Origin of the sequence: Aeribacillus sp. FSL K6-2848 (genome assembly GCF_038004325.1) — a bacterium.
GTDB classification, from domain to species: Bacteria; Bacillota; Bacilli; order Bacillales; family Aeribacillaceae; genus Aeribacillus; species Aeribacillus composti.
Window position 1 is genome coordinate 1,192,835 of sequence record NZ_JBBOQQ010000001.1, and the last position, 22,012, is coordinate 1,214,846.

Consider the following 22,012-nt stretch of genomic DNA (forward strand, 5'->3'; position numbering starts at 1 on the left):
TAACCGATTAGGAAAGAGGGCTTCTTATCAATAGCTTGTGAATTTGGAACAAGCTTTTGCTCGCTTTTTCGTTGTGACGCTTGTATTTTAATTTTAAAGGATGCAATGTTTTTTCACGTTTATGTTGTAGGCTTGTGCTTTTTCTCATAAGATGGGAGTAATAGAAAAAGGGGAGGAGAAATGTATGAAGCCGCTTCGCTTACGGGGGCATCATTTATTATGTGTGCACGGATTTCGCGGAATGGGATATAGTCCATCGTTTGTAGAGAAGATGTGGGAAGTAGTTACAAAAATTCGTGATGAAGAGCAAGACTTTCCCATTCAAGTCGTATCTGCACTTGATGATGCGTGCATGGCATGTCCGCACCATGGAGAATCGACGTGCCAAGCGGATCCGAATTCAAATGAGCATGTGATTTCCATGGATCAAAAAGTAATCCGCCATTTAGGCATTGAAGAAAATGGGATTTACTTAAAATCGGAATTATTGGGGCTCACGGCCCAAAAAGTAGTCCCTGACGACTTAGATTACTTATGTGCGAATTGCTCCTGGCTTCCGCACGGTGTATGCAAAGAAGGCATCGCCAATGTCCGTAACGGGAATATTGCGCAAAAGGAAGCTAAGTAGCTTTTTACAGTTTTCGTCACTGCCAAATCTGTCAGTGTAGCTGATTGCGGCTTTTCAAAATTATTGGTGCATATTGGCGCAATCTTGTTGAAATTTTGTACTCTTTTTCGTCTTCGTCATCTTTTACATAATCCAAGTATTAGCGAAACCATGTTGAGATTTTGCCCCTGTTAAGCAGGAAATAACCTCTTCGTGGAAATAGCCGAGCGACAATTCGGCTATTCTAATTTTAAACACGGAGGCTATACTTCTTCACTATAATACTGCAAGCTTTGTAGAAAGCTGTTTCTGTTTCTTTTCTATAGGAATCATGAATGAAGATGTCATAAAGGTTTGCAACATTTGTTGTCCTATGGATCATAAGCGGTCAGCTTAAAAGAAGGGTGCTTCCATGACGATTTTTCTTTCGAGTTCGGGAATTGGATTAATAAGTTGGAGGAAAACTAGATTGTTTGAAACGCTCTGTATCGGACGACGATAAGATTTGAATTAATAAGTTGGAGGCAAACGGATTGAGCAGCACTTCACCGTTTTTATACTCTTTCACTAGGGATTCGCACTGTGATCGAAGTTGACCAACACCAATAGGCTCCTAAATTAAAAGTCTGATGGAAGGTGCCAGTTTTATAAAAATTTGAAAGGCTCGTCTTGTTTTAAAACAAGATGAGCCTTCTTTGTGCGCCCGGCATGGGTGTAATCTATAGGGTGAAAGTCCCGAGCTGCGAAGGCAGAAGTAGCAGTTAGCTTAACGCAAGGGTGTCCGTGGTGACGCGGAATCTGAAGGAAGCGAGCGGCAAACTTCCGGTCTGAGGAACACGAACTTCATATGAGGCTAGGTATCACTGGGTGAGTTTGCAAGACAAAACAAAGCCCTTTCTGCCGAAGGTGATACAGAGTAAATGAAGCAGATGGATGGAAGGAAAGATTACACTCTTACCCGGGGAGGTCTGGCTGGCACGCCAAGTAACCTTGGTAACCTATCTAGTGATAGATAGCTGAACAGTCAGAAGTCAGCAGAGGTCATAGTATTAGTTGGTCTAGAACAACTAAGAAGGACCGAACAATTAAGAGAGAATAGCCCTTGGCATTCAGTGAGTCATGATGAACACAGAAAACGTAGTACCTCACTTGAGGGAGGAAGCGGTGAATCCCGTGGGAGATCTCTTGGAGGGTGGAGTGACCACTGGCATAAAGAGAACAGCTATTCACGGAAGTTATAAAGACTTGCGTCAATTATCTTAATTGAACCGCCGTATACGGAACCGTACGTACGGTGGTGTGAGAGGACGGGAGTTAATCGCTCCCTCCTACTCGATTCGTAAAGGTGAAAATAGATTGCAAAGACATTTTTTTAGCCTTGATGAAGAAATTTCACGCAAACCGGATCAGGCACGGAAATTTCTGATGGCAAGCGTGTCAATTTGCCGGTTTCAGGATCGCGTTCAAATAAGACGGCGTTGCTTGATTCTTGGTTTGTGGCGATCACAAATCTTTCTGTCGGATCGAGGACAAAGTCTCTAGGCCAATGGCCACCGGTGCTTGTCCATTCAACAAATTCAAGCTTGCCCCCATCATTTTCTACCTTGAAAACAGCAATGCTGTCATGGCCGCGGTTAGCAGCATAAACGAACTTGCCGTCGGAAGAAATGTGAATGGCGCTGCCTTGGCTGTTTTCTGCAAAATCTTCCGGAATTGCTGGGATGTATTGCAGCTCTTGAAAGCTTCCTTCATCTGCATTATAAGAAAGAACGATCACTTCATTGCTTAATTCCGTCATCACGTAAGCGAATTTTCCGTTTGGATGAAAGACGATATGGCGAGGGCCGCTTCCAGGTTTAACAGAAAGGCTGCTCACCTTCTTTAAAACACCTTGATCACAAGAGTAGGTAATAATTTGGTCAATTCCTAAATCAACAGCTACAACATATTTTTCATCTGGTGTAAACCCCGAATAGTGAGCGTGCGGTTTTTCTTGCCTTTCAAGATTAGGGCCTGAACCTGTATGTTCTGCAACGCTTGCCGCTGGATTTGCGCTTTTGTCTTCATTCAGCAAGTAAGCCTCGATCGTTCCGCGATGGTAATTAGCGGTGACGACGAAATGGTTTGCTTTGTTGACGCTGACGTGGCACGGAGAAGGTCCTTCCGTCACTTGTTGGTTGATGCTTTGCAGATCGCCTGTTTGTTCGTCAATGGAAAAAACAGCAAGCCCCCCTGAATTTCCGTCTTTAACAACCGAATATAAATTTTGATTGTCTTTGGAAATCGCGACATATGTCGGATTGTCAAGCTCTGCTGCTACTTTAGCTTCACTAAGCTCTTTTTTCTCAGTGTCCAAAGTAAATTTGTAAATGCCTTTGCTTTCACCTTTCGTATATGTACCGATATAACCGATGAATGGATTTGCCACGAAACATGCTCCTTTCAAATATACTTTTCTAGAATTATATCATGGAAATTCTCCTATTTTTCTATTTTAAAATGAACGAAAATTAGACAAAAATTTACAAATAATTAAAATCAACTAAATATTTCGATATTACAATAATTGAGGTTAGAAAATTTTAGGGAGGAGTTTTATTTGAGAAAAAGAAAGAGACGCTCTATGCTGGCTGGAGCTTCCGCTGTTTTGCTTGTTCTTGTTTCCGTGTTAACACCGATACATACGTATGCAACAGCAACAGTTGCAGGAGACGCCGAGCAGCAGATGGAGGAACAAACGAAATCAACGGATAAACCAAATCAAGAACAACCGCTTCATCAAAATGACAGCGAGCCAAATGTTGAAGAAAACAACTCTCAGCAAAACGAAGTTCAACAGGACAAAAGTGATGAAAGACAGCCTGATGCAGCAAATGAAGAAGTGAAAGAACCTGCAAAAGGAGGGGATCATCCATCTTTTCCGGTTAATGAAAGTGAACAAAAGCAGCAAAAACCAGAACAGCAAGATACTGATACAGTTCCCGAAACTTCAAAACAAGAACCAGAAGCCAATTCATTAACTAAACCCCAGCTTGAACAACAATCGGTTCAGCCATTGGAAATCATCCATCAGCCACCGACAGTCATTCAAAAAGGCCGGCCGCTTAAAATTGATGCGGAAGGAAAAGACCTTGCAGAGTTGACATTGTTTTATCGTACAGCTCCAGGTATGCTTGTGAAAAGCATGAAAATGGAGAAAATAAATGATACAACCTTTACGGCAACTGTACCAGAAAGCGACTTATGGTCTTATACTTTTTCTTATTGGTTTGAAGGGAAAAATGAGACAGAAACAACAAGACTTCCAATAAATTCTTCTGAAACCTTTTCAGTAGCTATTCAACAAGATGCGGAACCGGATTATCAAAAAGTTCCGAAAATCTTAATCACCGAACTGGCTCCAGACACGTCAAATGTCGGAAGTGCTGACGGATATGAATTTATTGAGCTTTACAACAATACCAACAAGCCGATTGAATTGCGAAATTATGAACTTCATTATCAATATCCGGGTACAGCAAAAGCCGATCAAGTTTTTCAATTTTCGGACAATCAAGTAATAGCTCCGCAAAAAACTTTCATTCTCTGGGTGAAAAATAGTTCTAATCAATCTTTAAGATTGGAAGATTTTAATCAATTTTACGGAACGGATTTGAAAGAAAGCGAAGTCCAAGCCTTGCCATTTGAAGGAATGGCTAACAGCGGCATCCGGACATTAGCTGTTTATTCAAAGGATGGTTCATTAGTATCTGCAGCAGCATATAATGATGGAGCTGATGATGTTGAAAGAGATAAAGGGATCATTTATCAATTTACGGAAGAGACGAAAATGAAAAAAATTGGCTTAAGTGAAAAAGCTAATCCAGGTGCATTCATCGAAGGGCAAGTGCCGAAGACACCTGTCGCCATTGAAGAGCCTGATGACAAAGAAGCTCCTGTCATTACACATCAGCCAATAGCAGAATGGGAAAGCGAGGAACCATTAATTGTAAAAGCTACAGTTACTGATAATAAAAAAGTCCGTTATGTCACATTATTTTATAAATTGACGGAAAATGGAGCATACAAATCCCTTCAAATGACTGAAAACGGAAATCAAAATGAATATAGGGCGGCGATTCCCAGTGCAGACATGTGGGGAAGCGAACTCCTATATTACATAGAGGCATCAGATGGAACAAACACGGTCAAAACAGAGGAATACCATGTTCAACTTAAAGCTCCCAATATTGATTATCAAAAAGTCCCAAAACTTCTTATTACTAAAGTAGTTCCGGACAGCGCCAATATAAATGGGTTGGACGGTTATGAATTTGTTGAAATTTATAATAATACTAATCAGACTATTGATTTTAAAGACTATAAAATCCGATATCGATATCCGCAGGAAGGTGCAGAATCCGATCTTATTTGGGGACCTCCTAATGATGATCAATCACTGCAAATTCCTTCAGGTGGGACGCTTGTATTTTGGATCATCAATCAAGGGAATGCATCGTTGGCTGTTGAAGATTTTAATAAACATTATGGTGTTTCGTTAGAAGAGAACAAAAACATTGTGAAAATTTATAATAACGGAATGGCCAACAGTAGTGCGAGATCATTAGTAATTGCCACAAACAGCGGAAAAGAAATTTCCGTTGCTCATTATAATGATCAGGTAAATATTGATGATACTAAAGAGGACAAAGGGATTTTGTACAAATATCCTGCGGATGGAAGCAATATAATGCAAAAAATTAGTGCCGGCGTTGAAGCGGCTACACCCGGATCGGTAAAAGACGGACAAACTCCGAAAGTGAAAGTAACTGTTCCAGCCGATTCAATGGCGCCAACTATTGAAAATTTAACAAATACTGAAAAAGCTATGGAAACGGATAATATTTTCATCAAAGCGGAAGTAAAAGATAATATCGAAGTCAAAACCGTTTCTTTATACTACCGGACAAAACTACAAGAACCATTTAAAAAAGTGAATTTAGAAGAAAACTATAATTCGAGATTATATGAACATACGATTTATTCGCCTGAATTAATTGGGAAAAATATAGTTGAGTATTACTTTGTCGCTGGCGATGGAGTGAATATCAAGGAGTCTCCTAAGTTTACCGTTCAAATTGGAAATGCAAATAAGAAGCAGGGATTGCGGTTAAATGTAGAAAATGGACAAATTGTTTCAAAAGAAACCGTTGTGAAGGCAACAGGCGATCTTACACCTGAGGAGGTTTCCTTATATATTGATGGAGCAAAACAAACAAATACTTTCCGCACGATTGAATCAGACGTTTATTTTGCCTTTGATGTTCGTAAAACGAATCTTTATTTTCAAAACGGTGTGACGATCGGTAATGACATTTTGCGGATTTTCGATGACACCATTAATCAATATACAACAATTACGGTTCCGGTTTCGCCGGAAAGGCTGAAAATCGGGGAAGATTTATCAATTGCGATTAGGGCAGGCACAAAGGTCAGTCCGTTTGATGAAACATCTGAAGAAAACCGTGATGATTTTTATGTGAAAAATGTGCGCTTAGTTTTATCTGACGGCACGACGCTATACAGCAGCGAGCATCAAGATCCCGAACAGGAGATTTCCGTCGGCGACAGTGCCGGATTAAGCCCGGTTGTCGAATTTACGTTCGATATTCCGGATGAAAAATTTACATCCCTCGGCTACTTGTGGAACAGCGTAAATGAAGAAGACGGCGAGCATGAAGTGAAAGCAGTAGATCAAAAAGGGAATGAAGTGACATCGACGGTTATTGTCGATAACTCAAAGCCAATCATCAAACCAACAATTGAGGAAGGAAAAAAATATAAAGGATCTTTCGTGATTGATGCTGAAATTCAAGATAAATGGAGTAAAATTAGATCGATCACTGCCAAATTAGATGATCAATATATCGATCTTCCATTTGCAGCTTCGTCAGCACAGCTTCAATCAGGCAAACATCAACTTGTCATTACAGCTATTGATGAGGCAGGCAATGAAGGAAAAAGCGAAGTCACTTTCTATACAGTGGACGAACATCCGCTCTTTCCTGATTTTTTCGAAACAGATGAGGATGCTTTAAGTGCTAAATTGTCCGTAAGAGTGGCGGATCCGACAATGGACGATCTTGATGTATCTTTCTTTCAAGCTTTTCAGTATAAAGCATCAGATGAAGAACATGTAGATATTTTGCAAAATGCATCTGATACAGAACCGCCTGCTGGATTTCAAGTTGAAGGCGAAAAAGTTCTTTCGAAAGATGAACGCAGGAAGTTGGAAAACGCAGATGGCGAGGCGCTTGCAACAACATCAACTGAGCAGTTTCCGTATCATCGCTTCAACGTTACCGTTGATCAAAAAGTTGATGAAAATGATGAAATAGAACTTATTTGGAACGGTTCTTCATTGCCAGGACGAAAAGTGACGATGTATGCCTGGAACAATATAGAAAATAAATGGAAGGAAGTTGCTTCACAAACTGCCGGTGAAGAAAGATTTCAATTGAAAGGGAGCGTAATTGCGAAAGACTATGTGAAAAACCAAAAGGTGAGCGTGATCGTTCAAGACCAAATCGCGCAAACTATAGATTATGATTATACGTTTGTATGGATGAGCGATACGCAATATTATTCGGAAAGCTATCCACACATTTATCAAAAGCAAGTCGAATGGATTCGAGATCAAAAAGATAATCTCAATATTCAGTATGTATTTCATACAGGTGATCTAGTCGATGAAGCAGATGATCACAATCAATGGGCAGTGGCCGATCAAGCCATGAAAGTGCTAGATGATGCAGGAATCAGATATGGAGTTCTAGCCGGCAATCATGATGTTGGCCATAAAGACGGAAACTACAACAATTATTATCAATATTTCGGCGAAAATCGGTTTGCAGGTCGTGACTATTATGGAGGTTCTTATAAAAATAACCGCGGTCATTATGATTTAATTTCGGCGAACGGTAATGATTATATTATGGTGTATATGGGCTGGGGCGTTTCGGATGAAGATTTGGACTGGGTGAATTCGGTGCTTGAAAAGTATCCCGATCGGAAAGCAATTTTAGCATTCCATGAATATTTACTAGTCAGCGGAAACCGCAGCCCGATTGGAAATCAAATTTTTGAAAAAGTTGTTAAACCAAATAAAAATGTGATGGCGGTATTATGCGGACATTATCATGACAGCGAGACATTAGTCGATGAGATTGATGATAACGGAGATGGAGCTCCTGACCGAAAAGTATATCAAATACTTGCTGATTATCAAGGCGGTCCTGAGGGCGGCCAGGGCTATATCCGTTTGCTGCACTTCAATACAGATACGAATCAAATTTATGTAAAAACATATTCGCCTTATTTAGACGACTACAACTTTTACGATCCGGAACAGTATCCAGGAAAAGATGAATTTATCATTGAAACCGATTTACAACCGCAAGAGAAAAAAGTAGCAACAGATTCTTTTGTTGTCAACGTCTATACCGACAGCTTGATCGGCAAAGTCGAAAACGTTCCGAGTGGCGAAGTGGCCTCTGTCATGTGGCATGATTTAGAGCCAAACCAAGTGTATTATTGGTACACGGAAGCGGAAGATCAATTTGGCGGTAAAACGCGCTCATCGATTTGGTCTTTCCAAACGAAAGAAGGTGAAATTGTTCCAAATCCGGCTGATCCGGGAGAAGGCGGAAATGATCCGGAAAAAGACAACAGGGATAAAGGTGGTCAAGCCGATAAAACACCTTCCGAAAGCGGCGGCCAAGAAAAAGATCAAGATCATTCGGGTAACGAAGATCATCCTGAAAACGAAAATCATAATGGAAACAACGGTAGCGGATCAGGCGGCACAAATAATCCTTCTGGTACGGATGGAACTACGGATGGAACGAAATTTGAACAGGTGAGTGAGAATCAAGCTTCGGCATCACTTCCGGATACAGCAACGTACGTGTATCGCTGGCTGCTGATAGGCATGCTGCTGATAGCAATGGGAATGATGCTGAAGATTCGTCACCGCAAAGCTATTTACAAATAAAATAGGCCAACGGGGCTGTCTAATAAGTCGATTTTCCGGCTTATAGACGCCCCTTTAATGTTTTAGAAACGCTGATATATCAATGTTTATGATGTTTCGTTTTCAATGGATTTTGACTTTCTGGACAGCCCGTTTCTTGGTGCGCCCGACATGGGTGTAATCTCTAGGGTGAAAGTCCCGAGCTGCGAAGGCAGAAGCAGCATTTAGCTTAACGCAAGGGGTGTCCGTGGTGACACGGATTCTGATGGAAGCGGGCGGCAAACTTTGGGTCTCTTGCCTGAATAGTCAGCCGTCCTATGATTTTTTCCATTAAAAAATGACCATTTGAAAACTTCTTCTATATCTATTATGAAAAAACAATTTCTATAAAGTTTGTAAATGATCGGAAATTAAAATTGACAAAAAGAAAAAAGTATTGATAAAATTACCAATGAATTGGAAAATTATATATAATATTCAAAAGAATGAAAGTGAAGTTTAGAGTTTACAAAGAAAATAGATTTTTCCATTATTCATCGGGATAAGCAGTGGTTTTAGCACAAGTATCTTTATACAAAATAAAAGAACTATTTTCAGTTATTGTTGATCGCTGGACAGTGCATTTACGTGAAGAAAAAAGGATAGAAAACATGATCCCGTTTTCTCTCTTTCGATCTATCATAATTGAATGTTTCCAATCAACTGCAAAGCGGGGAATATAGAATGCTGTCATTATATATTCAACACAAGAGACACGGTGATGAATTTGAGCTGAAAAATATAGAAGTGACCATCATGCCTTCTCAAATCACATTATTATTAGGTCATAATGGGGCGGGGAAAACAACCATTATTAAATCACTCTTTGGATTAATGGATTATGTCGGTACTTTATCCGTAAATAACAAAAAGATTGATTTGAATGTTTCTGAAGATGTGGATTATTTGAAGAAAAATGTTTCCTATATTTCAGATGAGATTGCTCTTTTCGATTATTTGACGCCGAAAGAATACTTCTCTTTAATCGAAAACTCATTTAAACATCAGGTAGACCATCAGTTATTAGAAAAGCTTATAAAAATTTTTGAACTTGAAAGGTATCTGCATATACCGATAAGCAATTTATCTCATGGCAATAAGAAAAAAACACAAATTGTTTCACAGCTTTTTAAAGGAAGTGAATTTGTCATCTTTGACGAGCCGACGAACGGGCTGGATCCCGATATGGTCATTATCTTGCGAAAAACTCTTCATTTTTTAAAAACAAAAGGCATCGGAATTCTATTGTCCACCCATCACCTTAGTTTTGGGGAAGAATTGTACGACAAGGTTATTTTGCTTCGAAACGGAAAAGTAAAATTAAATTGTACGCGGGATCAAGTATTTGAGCAGTTTGGCAGAATGTCTTTGGAAGAAATATATGAAGAAGCAAACAAGGATTATTACTTGAAAGCAGAGGAGATTTTAAATGCCCCCGATGTTCGAGATAATAGCGAGGATCGAGATTCCGAAACAGGTTAAAAAAGCAAAAAATATCTTTTTGAACTACCCGACTCATTTATTGGCAGTTGTTTTAGGAGCGATTCTCCTTTATGTCGTATATGCCTTAATTTTATTTCAATATTTGGATTTCATTCCATTGAATAAGACAGACGCTTTTGATTCAATTTTGGTGTTCAGCATCTTATTGGCGTGTTTCCTTATGATATTTTCCAGAGAAAAGTTAAAAAGAAAGGAGTATGCCTTTTTCTTTTTAAACACTTCTATTAATGCGGGTCAATTTGTTGCGGGAAGCTATTTTTTGTTATATGTCTTTTTTAACATCTTCATTTTTTTCGCATTTTTGCCTTTGCTCATTTCTTTTTATATAAAACATATTCAAATACATATCTTTCATATTTTTCTAGTTCTTCTTTTGTTGTTTATTATTTTTTGGTTCATCCTGTTTATTTGGATTTTATCCTCTTTGATTGTCGGAAAATGGCTGGGCAGACATAAAGATGGACTTTATTTCAAATCATTATTATTTATGTCCATCATATGGGGGCTGCATTTTGTTTCTAAACATATGGCGGAGCGTATAGGAAATTTCGGCTTTCTGTTTTGGATCGGTTGTTTGGTCGCTCTTTTAATATTATGGATAGGGATAAAAAATTTATCGGGAAGGTATTTATTTGGTTTATTTCAGCAAAGCCATACAGGTAATTATCCTAAAAAAATAAAAAGCAAGGAATTTAAGCTTAATCATTACGTTATTCATTTTGTATTGGAAGCAATCTATTATTTTCGAAATCGACTTTTTGCGGAAATGGCTCTTATGTTCTCGATTCTCTATGCTCTCACCATAGGGGTTTATATTTTCTCGGATGCAATGACCTTTGCCATTGTATATTCATTTATTATGAATTTAGGTTTAAAAGAACTTATGATTGTTTTGCCTTTATGTATTGGGATGCATTTTAGGCAATATAATCTTTCCATATTTATGATCAATGCACCGGCTTCCGTCTATTTTTTTCCGAGAATATTCATGGCAATAGCAGTAAATTTTATGATTTATTTTTTATTTGTAGTTTTAAATTGTTTTATATTAAATCAAGATTTTCTTCCGCAATTAACCGGAATTTTTTCTATTTTTTTCGTTACAATGCTCTCAACCTTTGCCGGATTTATAGCGAGAATTCATGACGGGAATAAGGCTGTAGCGTTAATTATAATCCTTGTCATTGTGGCAATCATTGATTCTTTTTTACATTATTTCATTTCGCAAAGTTATTATATTGATTTTATATATGTTGCAGGCGGGATTTTTCTATACTTGATTTCTCAAAATATTTTTTTAAAAAGGCCTGTTTTCAAATGATAAAAGTGCTATTAGCAGTCTGGCCTCCAATTTTTCATGAGACGGGATATATCGCAATGAATTATAAAGAGGGGATGAAAAATATTGGACTTCGGCAAATAATCAATTTGAAGTATTTTTATGTAATATATTTCAATTCTGAAATAAATTTGTGCATTTGCGTCAATGGCAGTGTCGATAGTGTGAATAAATGACTGACAGCTTTTTTGTGAAGATGTTATTTTTAACATCGTTATGTAATTTGCTCTTTTTGTCCTCAAATGGCCTGATGAAAAAAATTATAAAATCAATAGAAGAAATGAGGAAGATGTTATGACAACTTTCTTTAGAGCGCTTATGGGCGGAATCAGTTTGGTTTTTCTGTACGCTTTAATAGTTCTAATAACCCCTTTTATTATTCGGTTATCCGGCATCACCCACATTGAATCAAGTCCGAAGATTCTGAACCTTCCCTTATATGTCATCAAAATAGAGGGAAGTAAATTTGTAGCGGAAGCGACCTGGTTAGGCTTAATTCTTTCACTTGTAGCAGGCACGGCTTTTTATTACTTGGTTCATTTCTTTACAAGAAACAGATCCCGTTAATTCATAGAAGGAGCCGCTGAAGAGAGGGGCTTGTAAAAAATTTTGCTTATTTTTCACGACATACCGTCAAGCAAAATATTGAATGCCACGAAATTTTCTTCTTTACTTTGGATTTGAAAGCGATTGATGCAGTCTGTAGAATTTTCCAGAAATTAACAATCCAGTGGAATTCATTTATCAGCACCTGACAGGAGCGAACATGTATCGATGACTTTGTTTAGCATATTGATCTGGCCATGTGGATATTGCTCTCAGATATGCCAGAGCTATTTACAAATAGAAAAGCCCCAAAGTATTGGATTTTGGGGCCTTTTTGCAGATTAACCATTTACGATCGTGCCGCCGTTTACGTGGAGAATTTGCCCTGTCATATAAGTAGAATCGTCACTTGCTAAATATACATAAGCAGGCGCAACTTCCATCGGCTGTCCGGGCCGCTTCATCGCTGTGTTGGAGCCAAAAGAAGCTACTTTTGTACGATCAAAAGTAGAAGGGATGAGCGGTGTCCAAATGGGTCCTGGCGCTACACCGTTGACTCGAATGCCTTTAGGGGCCAATGATAAAGCAAGCGAACGGGTAAATGACGCAATGGCGCCTTTAGTTGCCGAATAATCAATGAGCTGTTCATTTCCATGATAGGCTGTAACAGATGTCGTATTTATGATCGTGCTGCCTGTCTTCATATGGGGAAGAACAGCCTTTGTCATGAAAAAGAACGAAAAAATATTGGTCCGAAACGTTCGTTCAAGCTGTTCTGCTGTAATGAATTCAATTCCTTGCTGCGGATGCTGCTCGGCTGCATTGTTTACTAAAATATCCACTTTTCCAAATTGATCTTTTGCTCCCTTCACCGCTTGCTGGCAAAATGCTTCGTCGCCGAGATCGCCGGCTATTAAATGACATTTGCGCCCGAGCTGTTCAACATACCCTTTTGTTTCCTTTGCATCTTCATGCTCATTTAAGTAAATGATGGCCACATCGGCACCTTCTTTGGCAAACAGCACCGCAACCGCCCTCCCGATGCCGCTGTCGCCGCCGGTAATGACCGCTGTCTTTCCTGCAAGCTTTCCGCTGCCTTGATAAGAAGGATCATCAAAGATTGGTCTTGGATTCATAAACGATTCAATCCCCGGCTGCACATTTTGCTGTTGAGGCGGAAGTGTATTAGGCTGATTTTGCTGCTGAACCATAAAAACCTCCTCCTAAAACAAGTAAGTATATAGTTAGTATGGGAAGTTGGCGGGATAATAAACAAAAATTGATTATCGGTATATTTTTAGAAAAAAATGATTTTTCAAAAAACTATTGATACAATAATCTGTTTTATGGTTATATTTAGGTGTAATAACAGTATTTGGTTATAAAATAAAATGGAGATTATTTGATATGACATTTGGAAAAAGCGAACCGTTAATAACAAAATGGCTTTTGGGTGATGAAATGTTAATAATAAAGTGGCTTAAATGGAAATTAATGATAAGATGGAGAAATAAATCGGAGAATATAAAACTGATTCCTGATAATATTTAGAAGGAAGGACATTATTTTTATTGAGTATCTTAAAAATCACTAGCATTGCAGTAATTAAATCTGATGATTCAAAATACTAAGAATGTTCAATTTTTTATTGATTTCGAAACAAAAAAAACCTTTACAATGGAAGTACAGGTGGTTCCTGCCCAAATCCAATCGTAAAGGATAAGAGTTATGGACAAGAATACACTAATTTCATCATTTGGTAAATGGGTTTCACCCATAAATATTCAAAAACTTAGCGAACAAGTCAAAGAATTGAAACAGGACTATTACACAAAAAAGCTGACAACAGAAGCCTATATTAAACTTTTATTGGTAGCCCAGCTGCTCGAATTTAAGAGCTTAGAGGAAATGAGTGATGCACTTGTAGACGAAGATCTTCAAAAAGCACTCGGATTTGAATCGATAAGTGCCTCTCAGCTATCCCGAAAAAACAATCAGATCCACCCACTAATTCTTGCAAATTTGTTCTTGGATCTTGTTTGGAAAATTCAACGGTACCATTATAAAAACGGAAAGAATATGCCACTGAAAATCATTGATTCAAGTACACTCCCGTTGAATTTGACCCATTATAAATGGGCAAAATTCCGGAAAACAAAAGCTGGTGTAAAGCTACACTTACGGCTCGTTTTCATGGATAAAGACACCGTCTATCCTGAAAAAGCAGTGATTACGACAGCAAAAGAACATGACCGAAATCAACTCGAAGTCCTAGTGGATGATCAAGAAGCCATGTATGTGTTTGACCGCGGTTATGTGGACTATGAACGTTTTGATCGGATGACAGATGATGGCTATTTCTTCGTTTCAAGACTGAAGAAAAACGCAGTCATTCGTGAAGTCTATACATTTTCACTTCCTGATGATTGTCACGTTCTATCCGATAAAATGGTCTACATTGGTACCACACAAAATCGTACTGAAAATGTCTTTCGTCTACTAGAAGTTATGGACACAAAAGGGAACTTACTTCGTTTCATCACCAACCGATTTGATTTAAAACCAGAAGAGATAAGTGATATTTACCGATCTCGCTGGGCTATTGAACTCTTTTTCAAATGGCTCAAGCAACACGTAGAAATTAAGCACTTTTATGGAATGAGTGAAACAGCTATTCAAAATCAAATTTTCTTAGCCCTGATCACGTATTGCTTACATGTTCTCATTCAATTGGAGATGAAAAGTAAGAAATCCCTACTTCGAATTACTCGTTGGTTAAAGAGAGCTCTGTGGAAACCAGCTTATGTTTGGTTGCGAAAATTTGATGGGCGAGCCAGTCCATAATCTCCCTTTTGTCGTTGTCGCTCTGGTTTAACTGTATATATTTACCAAATGGGCAGTGCCACCTTTCTTTAGGTTTTGTCTTTTTGGCACAAATTCACAAAAAATAATTAACAGAAAATTCTAACTATATTTATGCAATGCTAATGCTTAAAAATATACTTATTTTTTCGATGAATCTCATCATTTTATATATTCTTTTTCAACTAATATCGCGAGATTATATCGAATAAAGATCATCGCAAATGGATTCAAAAAGGAACATTTTACCGCTTAATAAGCCCATTTGACGGGGACGGAAATGTGACGGCATGTATGGTTGTTTCAGAAGATCAAAAAGAAGCGTTTGTAGGTTACTACCAAGTGCTGGCAAAACCAAATCACGGATATTCCCGCATTCTGTTAAAAGGGTTAAATGGCGATTTTGAATATGAAATAAAAGGAGTCGAAAACACATTTTTTGGCGATGAACTGATGAACGTCGGCATTCAGCTGACGAACGATATCTTTGATGCCCGCTTCGGGGTCAATGAATCGGGCGATTTTTCTTCAAAACTCTTTAAGCTCAAAGCAAAAGAATGATAGAAACCGGGGCGCCTGCCTCGGTTTTTTCATCAGAGCCTCAAATACTTCCCCTTACACCCAGAAGGAGTGATGGATTTTTCCCGCAGGCTGGGGCATGGATCGGGGAAGAGTCAAATTACCCAAAGTGCACAAAATCCGGGCAATTTGCAAAATGTGAACGGTATTTACGGATTTTAGGTTAAAGTCATGAGTTTTGCTAATTGGCAGCAATTGTTGCTTCGCCTTGTGGATGATCATGTAAGTGAATGATTTTGTTGCATACTGTGTCAAAATCATTGCTATGGTCTATAATGATAAAAATGGAATTTGATGAGCCGCTTTCAATTAATTTCTTTATCTTTTCTTTACCGCTAAAATCCATATGAGAAATTGCTTCATCAAACATAATGATGTTTGCCCCTTTTAAAAGGGCTCTGGCAATAGCAATTCTTTGAATTTGGCCTCCTGATAAATTTTTTCCGTTTTCCCCAACTAATGTATTTTCTTTATCAGGCAAATTTTCTATAATATCATCTAAACCAGTCGTTCTCAGCACTTCCATATAAGTATTCGAATCAACGTTTTCTACACCATATTTAATATTGTTTTCAATTGTATCGTTAAATAAATATATTTTTTGCGATACGATGCCAATGTTTTTCCGAAGCGATTTTTTATCTATGTCATCAATCGGTATTCCATTTATAAGAACTTGTCCTTTTCCTTTTTGCACATTATATAATCCCATTAATATTCTAAGTATTGTTGTTTTGCCGGTTCCATTTTTCCCCTTTATTAAAAGCTTATCAGCAGGGGCTAGCGAAAAACTTACATTATTCAAGATATATGGCTGGTCTTCTTTATACCTAAAAGATACACCTTTAAACTCAATGCTCTTAATATCATTTATTTTGACTTTATTCTGTTCCTCGTCTTCTCCTATTTGTTCAATAAATATATGGAGCCTTTTTAAACTTACTAATGCCGGCTGGATCGTTAGAACAGTAGCCGATATATTTTGAATTGGCGAATACAGTCTGGGAAGATAGTTCATAAATACCATATATCCGCCTATTGTCATACTATTTATTATGACATCTTTTCCACCCATAACGATTAATAAAACAGAAGACAGTGAACCAACCAAAACAATTAATTCCATACCAATTGAATAAAAGATTGATTGTTTAATATTGGCATCCACTAGATCTTTAGCTGCTGAATTGATTTTTTCTGTTTCCTTATCCTCTACCGAGAGATTTTTGACTTCTTCGATACCCTGTACTGACTGCTGTATTTTGTTGTTTAAAACGGCACTTTTTTCAGCTGTTTCAGTAGATATATGAAATATTGAAGACAAGAATTTGTTTGAAATGATGTAATATGCCGGCATTAGCAGACATAAAATTAATGTTAATTTGAAATTGATTGCTGCCAGAATAATAAGGGTAGCAAACAGTTCAAAAAAACTCAGCAAAATTTTAAATGTGTTGGCAGAAAACAATCCCCCTATATTATTTACCTCATTTAATCTTGATGTAATATATCCGCTGGGGTAAAAATTGAAAAACTCCATAGGCAGTTTCAGCAGTCTTGTTGATATATTTTGCCGAAGATTCAACACTATATTCTGGCTTACTTTTGTAAAAACTACATTGGAAAAATAGTTGAGCATACTCTTAATTACATATATTAATGCAAGTATTGCACTGAATAAAAGAACATAGTGATAATCTTTTTTTGCTATTCCAAAATCAAAAATATTCTTAATGATTAATCCTGGAAGTACAGTGATTGCAGAAAGAACAACTAATAAAAGAAAAGCTATAGACAAGCTCTTTTTAAATTCTTTTAAATAGCTAAACAATAATTTTACGCTGTTGTTCATATATATCGCCCCGGTTTAGTTAGTAGAGGTAACCGTTGATTTTTCTATTTTATTGCAATAGACCATTCCATCAATCCTTTTGGATTTAAAATAATCTAGCGCACGGCAATCAAAGCAAAATAAATTTCTCTCACAATTTGAACAATGTTGAATTTTCGTTTTAGACATCTCCCAAAAAATTTTGTATTCTTTTCTGTGGAAAGCTTCCCAAAGTTTCTCTTTTTTTAAATCTCCCAACTCATAATCCCTTATCATCATGCAAGGATAAATTTTGCCGTCAGAGGAAATAAAGATTTGGCCGTATAAACAGTTGTTATATTTTTTTAAATAGGGAACTGAATTCAAATTGATAGGAATTTCTCTATTTTCAGGGTTCATCATTTCAGCTATTCTGCTAATAGAGTAATATTTATTTGTAGGATATATATAGATATTTTGGTAATTTCTCTTTCCAAATTTTGATTGAATCTCTTCAAAAGAAGAATCATCTAAAGAAGAGACTATTATTGAAACAGTATGAGGTATTTTGTGTGTATCAATTATTCTAAAAGTTTCCTGAATACGTTCAAAAGAGCCGTCAACTTGGGTGATTTTTTCATATTGTTTATTTTTGGAACTGAAAATTTGCAAAGCTAATGAAACATTTTGATCTTTTAAGAACAGGCCAATATCGTTATTTATTAAAGTGCCATTTGTAAAAATGGTAACGTTGATTTTGTGTTTAAAAAGATAATTTAGCAGTTCTTTTAATAAATGCCATTTTAAAAATGGTTCTCCTCCTGTTATAAAGCATTCCTGTATCCCTAGTTTTATGCTTTGATCAATTATATCCTTCCACTCATTGAAATTCATCTCTTCTTTGGCCGGCCATTTTTTACATCCGCATGATCTGTAGATTACATTTTCTTCGGTACAAAATAAACACTTTAAATTACACGTCCCGGTTAACTCAATTACCAATCGATTTAGTCTAAAAGGGATTAATTTATCGTATTTTAATGTAGCAATTCTACTTGTTTTTATTTTTTCCAAGTATACACCATCACGATAATAAGCACCTAAATCATGTTCCAATAAATAATTTATTAATTTATCAGGAATGTTTTCTTTATCCTGTTCGTTATTATTTAATGATTCTATAGCTTCGGCATCAGTTTTATTAAATTGAAATTTCTTTCCGCTTATTAAATGATAAAGTACCGCCCCTTCATTTCCCTTCAAAAATATGACTTCCGGATGAAGTTTAAAGTTCATACGTTTCCTCTCCTTATTCTCTAATCTCTTGAAATATTCCCGGATTATTTTCTAAAATAGAGTAGTATGTAGAGAAAGAATTTATAATTCCTTCTCTAAAGTTTTTGCAAAAAGTGTCTTTTAATTGAAATCCTTGTCCGTCAGTTTCAGTTATTACATAGCAAAGGTTGCAAATATTATTTAAATTACAATTTTTGCATCCTGCTAAAGCAGAGAAAAAATTATTCATGTAATTAGCTTGCTTAGTTGGATCCAAGCCGGTTTCTATATTTCCAACAGGATAATGAGGATTAATTTTTTCGCACATATGAAAATTTCCATCACTATCTACAGCCAATTTATGGATTCCCGGCAGGCAAGTACCTCTTAACTCATTATTGCTATAAGCAGTATTCATCATAGGATCGAAGATGATGCTTTTAAGAATTGTTTTAGAAAAGTTAGTTGCTTTCTTTTCAAACTGTTTATCTTTCGCTCTTTCAATGAGTCCTTTGATAAAATCTTTTCTTCTTTCTAAATAGGATTGCTCCAACTGGACACCTTTATAATACTCAGTATTTATATTACTTACCCTGTTTACTCGCTGAATCCGCTTATCCAGTTCAGGATGCTCCATAAAGTATTTATCTAATTTACCAAAATCTGTTAAATTATCATAAGTTATTAATATTCCATAAGGTAGTACCGGTTTATTTAGTCTCACTTTTTCCCGATATATATCATCCATTAAAGCCAGATTTTTAAAAACTCTGTCAAACGTTCCCTTTTCATTGATTGTAACCCGGTTTCTATCATGATTTTCCTTATCACCGTCTAAACTTACAGAAATAGAAAAATTTTTATCAAACATATAATTGATTTTGTCTTCAGTTAATAAATATGCATTGGTTGTTATTGAAAAGAAAATATTGTCAAATACCTTTTTGTAATTATCGTTGGTGTACTCAACAACCTGTTTTATAAGTTTCCAGTTTAGTAAAGGCTCTCCCCCATAAAATCCAATGGATATACTTAAATTGGGGTTGTATTGGATACTTTTAATATTTACATTCATATAGTAATCAATAGCGGATTTTGCGGTTTGAAAATCCATACGTTTATTTGAAAAATTCTTTGAGTAAAAATAATGATCAGAGTAAATACAATATTTGCATCTGAAATTGCAAGCATCGGTAATAATTAAGCATAGATGCGATATTCCCTCTGTCAGTAATTTTTCTTTAATAAATTGTTCAGTGATTTTTGGCAATTGAAAATCTGATTGAAAGAGGTTATATTTTACAATTTTATGAAGCAATTCATTTAGATTATTTTTTTTGAAGTCTTCTTCATGAATGGTGTCACCTATCTTAATTGCCGACAAAAAGTTTTTTTCTGATTTATTTACTGGAATAACTATTCTCGTACTGTTGTCATAACAATAATTACCTTTTTCGGTATCAAATAATAATGGTTCAGTTAAAAATTTAATCATTTCACTTCCTCCTCACTTATTTAAAAGTACCAAGAGCCACAAAAGGCGTCATGGCTCTTGGCCTATTAAGATATTAAGCTTTAAAGAAGCGTGCTTCCCCTGCTGCAAACCCTAATACGTCTGCGATCGGTGAGACTGTGTCAGCTGCACATGCAGCACCGCATGTTGCGATGCATTTCACCTGACAGAATAAGGTTGCCATTGTCATCCTCCTTTCTATTTTAACGTTAACCTTGTTGCAACCATCTTAGGGGAAGAAAGTGAAGAGGCCTCTCTACCAAAAATTATAAATGATGAACTCCATTAATTTACAAAAAAAATTTTACATATTTTTGAATTTTTCCAACTATATGGGAGGCTATTAAAAAGCCTGAATCCGTGACAAAACATCTTTACAATGGTCGCAAACCGTTGATACGATAAGGGAAAACGACGTTGACGATTCTTCATCAAGTAGGTGATGTGATGAAAGATTTCCCGATTCGGTTTGTATTGACAGATGAAGCGATTACCCCAAGTGCTGGGCTTGCTCTCGTTGGCTACTTACTCCATCGAACGAAACTGGATAAACGGGTAAACGCACTTCGGCTTCCAACGGTTCGTCGAGAAGTGCACATTTCCCATAGCGATGTCATTCGCTCGATGATTGGCTTGCTTGCCACAGGAAAAACGGATTTCGATCATATCGAAGCGTATCGTCAGGACGATATCTTTTCGGCATCGATGGGGATTCAGCACGTGCCTTCCTCTCCAACCTTGCGACAACGACTCGATCAGCTCGCTTGTCTTCCGATGACCGAAACGATTCTTTGGGAGGAGTCCATACGTCTGTTGATTCAACGACATGCCACTTTGTCCCCTTGTTGGACCAAAGGAAAGACGACATGGCTTCCCCTTGATATAGATGGTTCCCCATTTGACAACTCCGATACGAAAAAAGAAGGAGTCAGTCGAACGTATAAAGGATTTGACGGTTTTACACCGTTGTTTGCGTATGCAGGGAAGGAAGGGTATCTCGTTCATGCCGAGTTGCGTCCAGGGAAACAACATGTGCAAGACAACATGCCCTCGTTTTTAGTCACCGCTATCCGTCGAGCTCGTCAACTGACTTCATCTCGTCTGCTTGTTCGCATGGATGCAGGAAACGATGCAGAAGCGAATGTGCACGTATGCCTAAAGGAAGACGTGGACTTTGTCATCAAGCGAAACTTACGCCGAGAATCGAAAGCGCTTTGGTTCCAGATCGCTTCGCAAAAGGGCAAACGTGTCGATGATGGACAAAGCGAAGGAGTACAAACCTATGAGCTATGCCTTCCACAGAAGGCAGCGATCGATGGAAACACGTATACGTACGTTCAAGTCACCCAAGTGACGGAACGGACGATGGAACGCAATGGACAGCTGATGCTCGTTCCTGATTATGAAGTGGAAAGCTATTGGGTGCGGCTCAAAGGATACGAGCATGTTCGAATGAGCGATGTGCTCGCGTTGTATCATGACCATGCGACATGCGAACAGTTTCATAGCGAACTGAAGAGCGACTTAGATTTAGAGCGGCTTCCATCTGGGAAGATGAAAACGAATGCGCTCGTGTTGGTCATGGGAGCCTTCGTTTACAATCTTCTTCGTCTGATTGGACAAGATCTATTAAGCGATCCGAGACATCCGTTGCACCACAAAGTGAAACGCCGCCGCATCAAGACGATTATTCAGACGGTGATCACGATGGCAGGGCGACTCGTCCGTCGATCACGACAGATCTGGATGAAACTGACGCGAAGGAGTGGCTATAGCGAGCCCCTACTGAACGTCTATCAGAAATGGAGAGAGGTAAGATAACGAACGAATGTTCGGGCACTGATGTCCAACGTCACTCCCTGTGCTTTTTTGTCTATTTTTTTGGTTCGTATACCTAAAAAAGAGATTTGTTCCATTTTCGGAAATAG

The 22,012-nt window shown here is 37.6% G+C and carries 13 protein-coding genes; 7 read left to right on the top strand and 6 right to left on the bottom strand.

The annotated features are described in order from the left end of the window. Positions 1 to 184: 184 nt before the first annotated feature. Positions 185 to 628: a DUF1284 domain-containing protein gene (locus NSS70_RS06035; protein ID WP_130158619.1), complete on the top strand. Its 444-nt coding sequence runs from the start codon at positions 185 to 187 to the stop codon at positions 626 to 628. A gap of 1,351 nt (positions 629 to 1,979) precedes the next feature. Here NSS70_RS06035 and NSS70_RS06040 read toward each other — a convergent pair. Next, positions 1,980 to 3,035: a lactonase family protein gene (locus tag NSS70_RS06040; protein ID WP_066251560.1), complete on the bottom strand. Its 1,056-nt coding sequence runs from the start codon at positions 3,033 to 3,035 to the stop codon at positions 1,980 to 1,982. A gap of 171 nt (positions 3,036 to 3,206) precedes the next feature. On the opposite strand from NSS70_RS06040, the gene NSS70_RS06045 reads away from it, so the two are divergent. The 3 genes from NSS70_RS06045 to NSS70_RS06055 all read left to right on the top strand — a co-directional run bounded on the left by NSS70_RS06045 (position 3,207) and on the right by NSS70_RS06055 (position 11,481). Beyond that, complete coding sequence (locus NSS70_RS06045; RefSeq protein ID WP_340881075.1) at positions 3,207 to 8,639, top strand: lamin tail domain-containing protein; 5,433 nt, start codon at positions 3,207 to 3,209, stop codon at positions 8,637 to 8,639. A gap of 702 nt (positions 8,640 to 9,341) precedes the next feature. Continuing rightward, positions 9,342 to 10,139 carry an ATP-binding cassette domain-containing protein gene (locus NSS70_RS06050; RefSeq protein WP_066248413.1) on the top strand — a complete coding sequence of 266 codons (798 nt, stop codon included), beginning with the start codon at positions 9,342 to 9,344 and terminating at the stop codon, positions 10,137 to 10,139. After that, positions 10,087 to 11,481, top strand: a complete 1,395-nt coding sequence (locus tag NSS70_RS06055) for a hypothetical protein (protein ID WP_340881076.1) — start codon at positions 10,087 to 10,089, stop codon at positions 11,479 to 11,481. The genes NSS70_RS06050 and NSS70_RS06055 overlap by 53 nt, the downstream gene beginning before the upstream one ends. 905 nt (positions 11,482 to 12,386) lie before the next feature. On the opposite strand, the gene NSS70_RS06060 is transcribed toward NSS70_RS06055, so the two are convergent. Beyond that, complete coding sequence (locus NSS70_RS06060; protein ID WP_066248403.1) at positions 12,387 to 13,256, bottom strand: SDR family oxidoreductase; 870 nt, start codon at positions 13,254 to 13,256, stop codon at positions 12,387 to 12,389. A gap of 517 nt (positions 13,257 to 13,773) precedes the next feature. Here NSS70_RS06060 and NSS70_RS06065 point away from each other — a divergent pair. Together NSS70_RS06065 and NSS70_RS06070 are read left to right on the top strand one after the other, a co-directional pair. Beyond that, positions 13,774 to 14,889, top strand: coding sequence for an IS4 family transposase (locus NSS70_RS06065; protein ID WP_003352762.1), 1,116 nt, complete (start codon positions 13,774 to 13,776; stop codon positions 14,887 to 14,889). Positions 14,890 to 15,189: 300 nt separating this feature from the next. Then, entirely contained in the window at positions 15,190 to 15,468 is a 279-nt protein-coding gene (locus NSS70_RS06070; RefSeq protein ID WP_340881077.1) for a GH36 C-terminal domain-containing protein, read from the top strand. A gap of 199 nt (positions 15,469 to 15,667) precedes the next feature. On the opposite strand, the gene NSS70_RS06075 is transcribed toward NSS70_RS06070, so the two are convergent. The 4 genes from NSS70_RS06075 to NSS70_RS06090 all read right to left on the bottom strand — a co-directional run bounded on the left by NSS70_RS06075 (position 15,668) and on the right by NSS70_RS06090 (position 20,268). Next, positions 15,668 to 17,338: an ABC transporter ATP-binding protein gene (locus NSS70_RS06075; protein ID WP_340881078.1), complete on the bottom strand. Its 1,671-nt coding sequence runs from the start codon at positions 17,336 to 17,338 to the stop codon at positions 15,668 to 15,670. Between the two features lie 15 nt (positions 17,339 to 17,353). Beyond that, positions 17,354 to 18,592 (bottom strand): radical SAM/SPASM domain-containing protein, encoded by a 1,239-nt coding sequence (locus NSS70_RS06080; RefSeq protein WP_340881079.1) that lies wholly within the window; start codon positions 18,590 to 18,592, stop codon positions 17,354 to 17,356. Positions 18,593 to 18,605: 13 nt separating this feature from the next. Beyond that, entirely contained in the window at positions 18,606 to 20,066 is a 1,461-nt protein-coding gene (locus NSS70_RS06085) for a radical SAM protein (RefSeq protein ID WP_340881080.1), read from the bottom strand. 73 nt (positions 20,067 to 20,139) lie between these two features. Then, positions 20,140 to 20,268 (bottom strand): huazacin family RiPP peptide, encoded by a 129-nt coding sequence (locus NSS70_RS06090; RefSeq protein WP_158640141.1) that lies wholly within the window; start codon positions 20,266 to 20,268, stop codon positions 20,140 to 20,142. Positions 20,269 to 20,531: 263 nt separating this feature from the next. Between NSS70_RS06090 and NSS70_RS06095 the strand changes: the two genes are divergently transcribed. Further along, positions 20,532 to 21,905, top strand: a complete 1,374-nt coding sequence (locus tag NSS70_RS06095; RefSeq protein WP_339195758.1) for an IS1380-like element ISGsp2 family transposase — start codon at positions 20,532 to 20,534, stop codon at positions 21,903 to 21,905. The last annotated feature ends 107 nt before the right edge of the window (positions 21,906 to 22,012 follow it).